The sequence below is a fragment of the Parcubacteria group bacterium genome (assembly GCA_041657845.1).
Lineage (GTDB): Bacteria > Patescibacteriota > Minisyncoccia > Moranbacterales > JAKLHP01 > JAKLHP01.
In genome coordinates, this window is sequence record JBBABD010000010.1 from 31,403 (window position 1) to 40,321 (window position 8,919).

General features: G+C 30.7%; 9 protein-coding genes. All 9 read right to left on the reverse strand.

Annotated features, from left to right (window positions below; translation table 11 throughout):
- Positions 1 to 278: 278 nt before the first annotated feature.
- A complete protein-coding gene (locus WC906_02820) occupies positions 279 to 1,346 on the reverse strand; it encodes a DNA adenine methylase (protein MFA5777344.1) in 1,068 nt (355 codons plus the stop codon).
- A 16-nt stretch (positions 1,347 to 1,362) separates the two neighbouring features.
- Positions 1,363 to 2,043 (reverse strand): restriction endonuclease, encoded by a 681-nt coding sequence (locus WC906_02825; GenBank protein MFA5777345.1) that lies wholly within the window; start codon positions 2,041 to 2,043, stop codon positions 1,363 to 1,365.
- Positions 2,044 to 2,051: 8 nt separating this feature from the next.
- Entirely contained in the window at positions 2,052 to 2,834 is a 783-nt protein-coding gene (locus WC906_02830) for a DNA methyltransferase (GenBank protein MFA5777346.1), read from the reverse strand.
- 448 nt (positions 2,835 to 3,282) lie between these two features.
- Positions 3,283 to 4,179, reverse strand: coding sequence for an MBL fold metallo-hydrolase (locus WC906_02835; GenBank protein MFA5777347.1), 897 nt, complete (start codon positions 4,177 to 4,179; stop codon positions 3,283 to 3,285).
- 4 nt (positions 4,180 to 4,183) lie between these two features.
- Complete coding sequence (locus WC906_02840) at positions 4,184 to 4,885, reverse strand: hypothetical protein (protein ID MFA5777348.1); 702 nt, start codon at positions 4,883 to 4,885, stop codon at positions 4,184 to 4,186.
- Positions 4,851 to 5,618 carry a DNA methyltransferase gene (locus WC906_02845; protein MFA5777349.1) on the reverse strand — a complete coding sequence of 256 codons (768 nt, stop codon included), beginning with the start codon at positions 5,616 to 5,618 and terminating at the stop codon, positions 4,851 to 4,853. Before WC906_02845 ends, WC906_02840 begins: the two co-directional genes overlap by 35 nt.
- Before the next feature lie 4 nt (positions 5,619 to 5,622).
- Positions 5,623 to 6,744 carry a DNA adenine methylase gene (locus tag WC906_02850; GenBank protein ID MFA5777350.1) on the reverse strand — a complete coding sequence of 374 codons (1,122 nt, stop codon included), beginning with the start codon at positions 6,742 to 6,744 and terminating at the stop codon, positions 5,623 to 5,625.
- Positions 6,745 to 6,747: 3 nt separating this feature from the next.
- Entirely contained in the window at positions 6,748 to 7,566 is an 819-nt protein-coding gene (locus WC906_02855; protein ID MFA5777351.1) for a TdeIII family type II restriction endonuclease, read from the reverse strand.
- Positions 7,567 to 8,002: 436 nt separating this feature from the next.
- Positions 8,003 to 8,725, reverse strand: a complete 723-nt coding sequence (locus tag WC906_02860; protein MFA5777352.1) for a class I SAM-dependent methyltransferase — start codon at positions 8,723 to 8,725, stop codon at positions 8,003 to 8,005.
- Positions 8,726 to 8,919: the final 194 nt, after the last annotated feature.

An 8,919-nucleotide genomic window follows, 5' to 3' on the forward strand; every position in this document is an offset into this window, starting at 1 on the left:
GAAAGCAAGGCTTTTTATTGTGGTGTCATAACGTTAGGCATATCCGAAGTTTTTCTGAAGCGTAGCGTAAGAAAAATTTGGGAGAGAAAATTTTGCTTTCCTTAATTTATTATAAAGTGCAAAATTTTTGAACCGGATATGCCTTGTTATGTGATGTAAAATTCTTTCTTTTTTCTTTTTTTAAATTTGCTTTTTATTCTAAATGATAAATAAGTTTTTTTGTTTTTGATTTTGGGCAGAGGGGTCAGGGGTGAATGCCCAAAATCAAAAACTCCTTATTAGTTGCATTTTACATAATGTAAATATTCCACAGTTCTTGTCGCCTTAAAATCTCTACTTTCTGTTTTGTCGGCCTTAAAGCGATTATAATCTTTTGTGAAATTTCCGTATGTACCACGCAAGCTCATCACTTCTTTGATATCATCTAAGGTCATTAGACCTTCATTGTTATAACTCAAAAAGATATATTTTACTTTTGCTTTTAGGATTAGATCTTTAAATGCTTTTTTAACTTGTGATTTTGAACAATACGAAGATTTTTGACCTTGATATTCTCGCAAGCCAGTTTTTCCGTGAATTTTTGGGCTATCATATTTAGCAATAGTTTCAAGCATGTGATAATTTGTTGCATATTGTCGGTGATTGTATGGCGGATCTAAATACAAAATATCACCGCTAACTTTCTCTAAGACATTGTTAATGTCTTCGTTAAAAACTTCATGATCCTGATCATTGATTATCAATTGAGCAGGTTTTAGGATTAAACTATTTTGAGCGGTTTTTTTTAATTTTTTAAGAAAAGCACCATAAACAGATGCGGTATTTGCATACTTATCGATTGATTCAAGTAAGCTTGTAATTAAAAAATAGTATTCGTTATCTGAAATTAGTTTTTCTATTTTCCATTGTTCAATTTTCTGACGAATTGCATCACATCTCATGCCGTTTTCATCTGAAAAATATTGTCTTTCTTCTTCTTTATTTTTTGTTCCACCAACACAGTAATTATTATAAATAAATCCTTTCGCTCCTTTTATGCTGGATAAATAACTACAAACAAAATCTTTTTTGTTTTCTAATTCAATATTTTTCAATTCAGGAAGTTCTTTTGCAAGATTGGAAAATTTTAGCTCTTTGTGATTTCCAATATAATGCCTATTTAAAACATAGCTATAATATTGAATATCATTTGCGACAATTTTATAACCTTTCTTTTTGAAATATCTCCCAACAATTCCAGTACCAGCAAATAAATCGCAAAAAGTATTGCAGTCTTTATCAACCACTTTATTTATTGATTCTTCCAAGAATTCCAATAGCGATAATTTGCTTCCGATATAGTTCATATTTTTCTATAACTTATTATTCATCTGGATATAATTTTTTAAAAACACTATCTACAGCTTCTTTTGCTGATAGTTCACTTATATTTCTTACAATAACTTTTCTATACTCAACGGGGTCATATTGATAGCACCCTCTGCAACCCAATTCTTCTGAATAATTTTCATCTCCTATATAAAAATCATATGGATTACCTTTTATATTTTTTGCTCTCCAGCGTTTGTTAGTTTCCCTGCATTTTTTGCAAATTTGTCTTTTTACATCATTAGCACACTTAGAAAGTGGTTGAAAGTCTGACAATGTTTGATTTTGAAGATTTGAAATTCTGTGGTCATTTTTTCTCCCATCTTTGTGATCAATTTCAATTTTTGTATTTTCAGAATTACCATTAATACCTAGCATTACACAATTTTGTGTTTTGTAAAAATCCCTAATATCTTTTCTAATGTTTTGGTTGAAGTGTTTTTTAGTATTTAACTCCACCAATCGAATTCTATCTATGGAATTTCCTGATGTTATATTTTTGTCAAACTCAATTTTGTACTCTTTTGCCAAGCTGGAATTAGCTCTACACCAGCTCCCACCATTTCCAAGTTGAAGCACTTTATATTTACCAATGAATTCTGATGTTGAAACCCAGCGACTCAAACCCTGTTGATTGGGCATTGCGAGTTCCAAAAATAATTCTTTTTTTGTCATATCGAAATTTATTTTTTAAATATTAAAATGTATTCGTGTTTAAAAATGTAGTAATCGCTTGATAATGCTCTATAACGCCAAATACCTTCTTTATTTTGCTTGGCTCGATTGCCCTCCATATTCTTGATTATAATACTTTTCAGCGTAAGTCCTAATTTTTGCGCTTCATTCATACAATAAAATCCAAGCGGAATCCATTGTCCTGCAGTGTATTTATCACCAATAACGATTGCTAAATATCTGCCATTTTCTAAAATTGAAATTGTATTTTTCAGAACAAGCGCAAAGCCACTTAAAAATTCCTTTAGGGATTTTGCATTTGATAAATCATCTTTTAAATCACTGAATTTTACAATATCAGCGTATGGTGGATGTAAAATCGCCAAACTAACATTTTCCCTCTTTCGTTTTTTCAGAACCTCATTTATTTCATCAAAGGTCGCACTTTTCGAGCTATCTCCAGAAATTATCTCAGAAAAATATTTTTCATTATCAACTTTTGATTTTAGTTGCTCCACAAGATCCTTTTGTATATCAACACCGATAAAATGCCTCCCTAAAGTTTCGGCTTCGTAGGCAGTTGTTCCGCTTCCGACGAATGGATCAAAAACAACTTCGTTTTTCTTGGTATATCTCGAGATTAGTTGGTGGGGTATTTGCGGAACAAAATTACCGTGATAAAAATTACTATGCTTTCCTGTTTTATCTCGTTCTTGAATAATCCAAAGGCTATCAGTCCAAATTTCTGATTCTTTCCAATTATCAAGGTTTAAATCATTAAAATTTGGCATAGATTATTATTATCCTTGTGATCCTATTTTATCAAAAAATAGTATAAATAAAAAATCGTTTTTTACTGCCCCTTTGTGGGCAGAAAAAACACCTTATTACCCCTATATAAATAGATAAAAAAAACTTATTTTTCCTTATTATTAAAAAAGCAAATTTAAAAAAAGAAAAAAGAAAGAATTTTATTTCACATAACGTTAGGCATATCCGAAGTTTTTGCGTAATGAAATGAAGCAAAAATTTGGGTGAAAGAATTTTTTACTCCTTATTGAAATATAATTGATGAAAAATTTTTGAACCGGATATGCCTTGTTATGTGATGTAAAATTCTTTTTCTTTTTTAAATTTGCTTTTATTCTAAATGATAAATAAGTTTTTTTGTTTTTGATTTTGGGCAGAGGGGTAAGGGGTGAATGCCCAAAATCAAAAACTCCTTATTGGATTTATGTTTTAAATTTTTGTATGATTTGATGATGCTTTTTGTGTAAAAATATTTATGTTGCCTTCCTTTGAAATTGTTAAAAATATATTTCCATTACTACGTGTTGTTAGTGTTCCGTCCGCAAAATATCTTTGATTATCATTTAAGTTTGTGTAGAAAACTCCTTTTGAATATTGGGAATATTGAGAAGAAACATCGGTGTCTTCCTTTTCGGATTCACTCGCTTTTGATAAAATCGATATTTCAACCTTGCTAATTAGATCGAATAATGAAGTAGGAAATCCAGATTTATGACCGTGATGAGGAGCAATTAGAAAATCTAAACCATTTTTCATCGTATTTACAAAGTCCTGATGATTTTTAGCTAACCAGTCCCAGCCTGTCTTTTCAAGATCTCCACCAAATAAAACTTTCTTGCCACCATATTCTATAAATCTTAAAATGCTAGAATTATTTTTTACTTTTTTAGATAATTCTTCATCTTTGAGAATTGTATTCATTGGAATTTGGAAAGTTTTATTTTGATCAAATCCAAAAGTGAATCCTATGGGATTGCCACGATATTTTAAATCAATATGTTTTTTATAATCGTCATGAATATTTTCAGTAATAGGAAATTCTTCATGTTGTCTTCTGTGTAATAGATATGGTGGTAATTTTTCTTTGATTTTTACTGCATTTCCAACATGATCATCATCTGGATGAGTGATGTGCAACAGAGTTAAATCGTATCCATTGTATTGCTTCATTCCGAGAAATCCACTTTTTAAAGAGTGTATTGTATCAACCGGGCAAGCTTTTTCATTGTGACATCCACAATCAACCATTAAGCTGTATCCGTTTGGACAGACCGCTAAACTGCAAGCAGCGTTATTTACATCAAAAATTGCAAGTTTCATTGTCATATTTTTAATTCTTCAAATTTAGTAAAACAGTTTTAAAAACTAAACCTCTTGCGATACCTCTGGCTCTCCATAGGAATACAAGAAAAATTATCGCACTTAAAATGCTTAGGGTAAAAAACCTAGAATAAAGCAAAATGCTTATCACTAAAAATTCAATCATAATAACACGAATAAACAAATAATTTCTATTCGACATTTTCATCTCGTCATCACTACTTACTTTTGAATAAAGTCTCCAAAAGATACTTTGTGCCAGATGATCTTCTGTCTTTTTCTTTTTCCACCATAAAACTGATAATTCGGAATAATCTTTATTAAAAATTGTTAATTCTTCGTTTTTTAAACTCAGTTTTTCGATAAGCTCTGTTCTTTTGTGAGAATTTTTTAAAACAGGGTTATTTTTATACAAAAAAATTTCCGAAGGTCTCCGAAATTTAAAAAATCCATCGATTATCCATTCCATTGCGTGTGCTACCGTTTGCAGTAACTCGCCGACGATAAAAGAAGAACAAAAAAATAAAAAAGTATAGAAAAAATCTAAATTGTCAATGAGATTGAAATGGATCTTGTCGTTAAAAACAAAATAAATAACCGCTAGCAAAAAACCGCCAGGCAATATTTTTATCATCAAATCTTCAATTGAAAATTTATCGGTCATATTTATCCATTTGTTAATTTTGTAGTCGGTTAATTGCCAAATCGACATATCTTTTTTCTTTCTCAATTCCGATCCAATTCCTGCCAAGTGCTTTTGCAACAAAAGCTGTTGTACCGCTTCCCAAAAATGGATCTAAAACAATGTCATTCTTTTTGCTCGCCGCTAATAAAACCTGCTGAATAAGTTTTAATGGTTTTTGAGTTGGATGTGCTTTTATGCCATTTTCATCTTTCAATCTTTCATTACCTCTGCATAAACCAAAAATCCAATCGGTATCTTTCATTTGCTTTCCGCCATTCATTATTTTCATTTGCTCGTAGTTGAATGTGTAGTTCTTGCAATTTTTATCTTTCACAGCCCAAATTAGAGTTTCATGATTATTTGTAAATCTTCGCCCGTTAAGATTCGGCAGAGCGTCAGTTTTGACCCAAATCACATCATTTAAAAACCAAATTCCTAAATCCTGCATAATCGTGCCGACACGGAAAATATTGTGATACATTCCAATAACCCAAATTGTTCCTGTCGGTTTTATAATTCTTTGGCACTCGCCAAGCCAATTTTTTGTAAAATTGTCATAATCTTCGTAGCTTTCAAACTTATCCCATTCATCATCAACTGGAATAACTTCTGTTCCGTTTGCTCGTTTTAATCTTTTGCCCTTTGGTAATTGTAGAAAGTAGGGCGGATCAGCAAAAATTAAATCAATAGAATTGTCGGGAAATTCTTTTAATTTTTCAATACAATCTCCATGAATGATTTTGTTTAAATATTTTTGCATTTACCTAAAAATTATAAATGACAAGGTGTTCAACATCTCTGTCGTTTCTGCCTTTAACATTGTACAAATATGTTTTTTCAAAGCTATCAACTTTTATTCCTTTTTTATTTTTATATAAATCATGAATAAACGGAGTTTTTTTGATGATTAAAATAAAGTTGGCTTTAGTGCTATATAAACATTTCGCCAATCTTTCTTGGTCTTTTTTATCAAAAACTGCTTTTTCGTAGTCGCTAAAATCAGTATCATAAGGAGGATCAAGAAAAATGAAGTCATTTTTATTCAAATCTTTTTGAGAAAGTATTTTTTCAAAATCGGTATTTAAGATTTTTGTATTTTTAAATATTTCTTCAACCTCTTTGCTTAATATGTAGTCTATTTTACTTCTAAAATCTTTATTATTATACGCAATGCCTCCATAGGGAATATTAAAATCTCCGTTAGCATTAAATCTAAACATTGATGCATAGCAAAATTCTCTTATAAAATAATAATTTGAGATTTTTTTTGCCAAAGATGTTTTGTACTTAGAGCCGTTTTTATTCATTACATCTCGAAAATGCATATAAAAACCGCTTCTGAAAGCTGTTTCAATATTTTTATGCAAGTCACCATCTGGTAATTTGCCACGATCCTTTTCAATCTTTTTAGTTCTGCTGATTTTTGAAATTAAATTTTTGATTATTTCTTGAAGTAAATTATTTGGATCAAGTGCAAAATTTTTAGAAAACAAACCATTAAATTGATCCTCTTTCGCTTTGAGTTTTTTAGTTATTATTTCTTTAACTTCTTTTTCTGTTTTTTTATCATCCTTATATTCTTCATACAGTTTGATAAAATCATTCTCAAAAATATTTATATACTTTGGAATCTTTTCCCAATTGTCAGCGTAATCGTATAAACATTTTTTAAATTCCTTTTTGTTATTTTCGCCTTTAATGAAACGATAGAATTCGATCAATTCTACACAAATATCATTGATAATCGCTTTTTTAGGTTGGAGTTTAAAAAATATCGCTCCGCCACCAAAAAACGGCTCGATATATCGAGTATGTTTTGGTATGAGATTTTTTATTTGCTCATACTCCTTTGATTTTCCACCAGGCCATTTAATAAGTGAATTCATAAATTATCCAAGATAGGTTTTTTTGATTGAGTCTAAAGATTTTTTAATTAGATCGGCTTTTTCTTTGTATGCCTCAAGTACAATATTATATCCTTCGTCTGATTTACAAACAAAATCCCAAAAATCTTTTCCGATCAAAAGTTCATCATCTGAAAAATATTGTCTTACTCTTTCTTGCTTCCATGGTTTTCCTTCGCCAAAACGATTGTATGCGGTTGCAAAAAACATTTGTATCTTTGTGTTTTCTGGCAAGGTATTTGATAGAATTGCGAATTGTTCCAATAATGCTTCTTTTTCGGAGCGAGCTTTTTTATTATCAAGATCGCCTCCAATTTTTAACTCAATCAAAAAATTATCGCCCGTTTCTTTATCAATCAAATAGTAGTCGCTATCGTGTCTTTTGGTTACAAGCGATTGGTCTTCTGGTTTAACGCGCAAAAACTGATAATCTCCCGCCGTAGGCGGAGTTATTTCTCTGCGTTTATATTTTTCTAACAATTCCGCCATGTCTTGGGTTTGTTTTAGACTAAGTGGCCCCTCAACATTTTGCTTAACTTCGTATGTTAATTTTGCAATGTTGATAGCCATTTTTTCCAGCATATTACCCAAAGAACTATCAAGCGATCGCACTAAAGCAGTGTAATATTGTATTTCTGGACCAAGAACCGCAATGAAAACATTATGAATTTTCATGTTTAGCGTTCCTGATGGATCTTCTAGCTCGCCCTCGTGTCTTCCTTGAAATCCAACTGCGAAAGATTCAACTGACGCGTGAACAATAGATCTTATAGCTTCTTTTTTGCTTAGAATATCTTGTGTCATATTTTGTAAGTTATATTTTTAAAAGTTTCCTCTATTATACCTCAAAAAAAATAAAATAGAAATCGTTTTTTACTGCCCCTTTGTGGGCAGAAAAAACACCTTATACCCCTATATAAATAGATAAAAAAACTTATTTTTCCTTATTATAAAAAAGCAAATTTAAAAAAAGAAAAAAGAAAGAATTTTATTTCACATAACGTTTACGCATCATCTGAAGTCCCGCACCTTTAATGGCACAAAACTTTGATTTACGTATTATTTTAATTAGCGAATTATACTTTGGTTATCACAATCTGGTGCGGGATTTGGGTCGAGAAAATTTTTCACTCCTTGTTAATTCTAATAAATGAAAAATTTTGAAGCCAGATATGCGTTGTTATCTGATGTTTTATTTTTAAATTTTTTTCCTTCCTTATAATAAATTAAAAGCCATTTTTTACCTTTTCTGAAAAACAAAAACCGTGCAAATGAAACCATTATCCTCTAAATCTTTTTTCGAGAAAAGCTCAAAACCATTATTTTTGAATAAATCCAGGTAAAAATTCCCTTCTCGGTTATAGTCGATAATCTTTCCAATATCTGGAATGTCAGAATAGTGCAAGACTTCTTTGTAATTTTTACCATTATACTCGATGACATTTCTTTCAATAAACAAATCTTTCATCGATTTGAGCTTTTCTTCGAGATAGGTTTCATTTGCTACGACCAAAATAAATTGGCCGTTTTGTTCAAGCATTAAATTTATCTTTTTGGCGGTTGCATCAAGCTCGTCCTGCACAAAATGCGGAAACACATAAATCGCGGTTATGAAATCAAATTTTTGATCGGTTTTGGTGTTTAGAAAAGTGCTATTATAAGTTTGAATTTTAACACCTTTTCGCAATTTTGAAGGTTTTTTTATAAAAAATTGATAATTTTTCTCTGAGGGCTCACACCCCTCAATTATCATTTCCTTAAAAACACCCAGACTGCGATATAACATTTTTATAAAAAAACCGATTCCGAAACCGATATCAAAAATTTTAATGCTTGAACAATTTTTCTTTGCGATAATCTCGTTGGCAATATAATCGTTTACGAAAGCATTAATCTTGGTTTTCTCCTGATTCGGCCAATTTATTTTGTCGTATTGCAGATAGAAGAAGTTTTTGTTTTTCATATATTTAGAAAAAAATGGCTTTTAAAATAAATAGAAAAGGAAAAAATTTAAAAATAAAATTTCATATAATGCGCAGCTATGCGATGTTCCCGCGAAGCGGGAATTTGGGCCTGCCGCATAGCGGAAGTTATGCGATGTGTCGCTGCGCTTTTTGTTTTTATTAAAAACTTTTCTTTATTTCACAGCCCATTCAT

Coding starts and splice junctions, on each gene's coding strand:
- WC906_02840 (MFA5777348.1), bottom strand. CDS start 4,885: ATGTCGATTTGGCAATTAACCGACTACAAAATTAACAAATGGATAAAT.
- WC906_02825 (MFA5777345.1), bottom strand. CDS start 2,043: ATGACAAAAAAAGAATTATTTTTGGAACTCGCAATGCCCAATCAACAG.
- WC906_02860 (MFA5777352.1), bottom strand. CDS start 8,725: ATGAAAAACAAAAACTTCTTCTATCTGCAATACGACAAAATAAATTGG.
- WC906_02830 (MFA5777346.1), bottom strand. CDS start 2,834: ATGCCAAATTTTAATGATTTAAACCTTGATAATTGGAAAGAATCAGAA.
- WC906_02850 (MFA5777350.1), bottom strand. CDS start 6,744: ATGAATTCACTTATTAAATGGCCTGGTGGAAAATCAAAGGAGTATGAG.
- WC906_02855 (MFA5777351.1), bottom strand. CDS start 7,566: ATGACACAAGATATTCTAAGCAAAAAAGAAGCTATAAGATCTATTGTT.
- WC906_02845 (MFA5777349.1), bottom strand. CDS start 5,618: ATGCAAAAATATTTAAACAAAATCATTCATGGAGATTGTATTGAAAAA.
- WC906_02820 (MFA5777344.1), bottom strand. CDS start 1,346: ATGAACTATATCGGAAGCAAATTATCGCTATTGGAATTCTTGGAAGAA.
- WC906_02835 (MFA5777347.1), bottom strand. CDS start 4,179: ATGACAATGAAACTTGCAATTTTTGATGTAAATAACGCTGCTTGCAGT.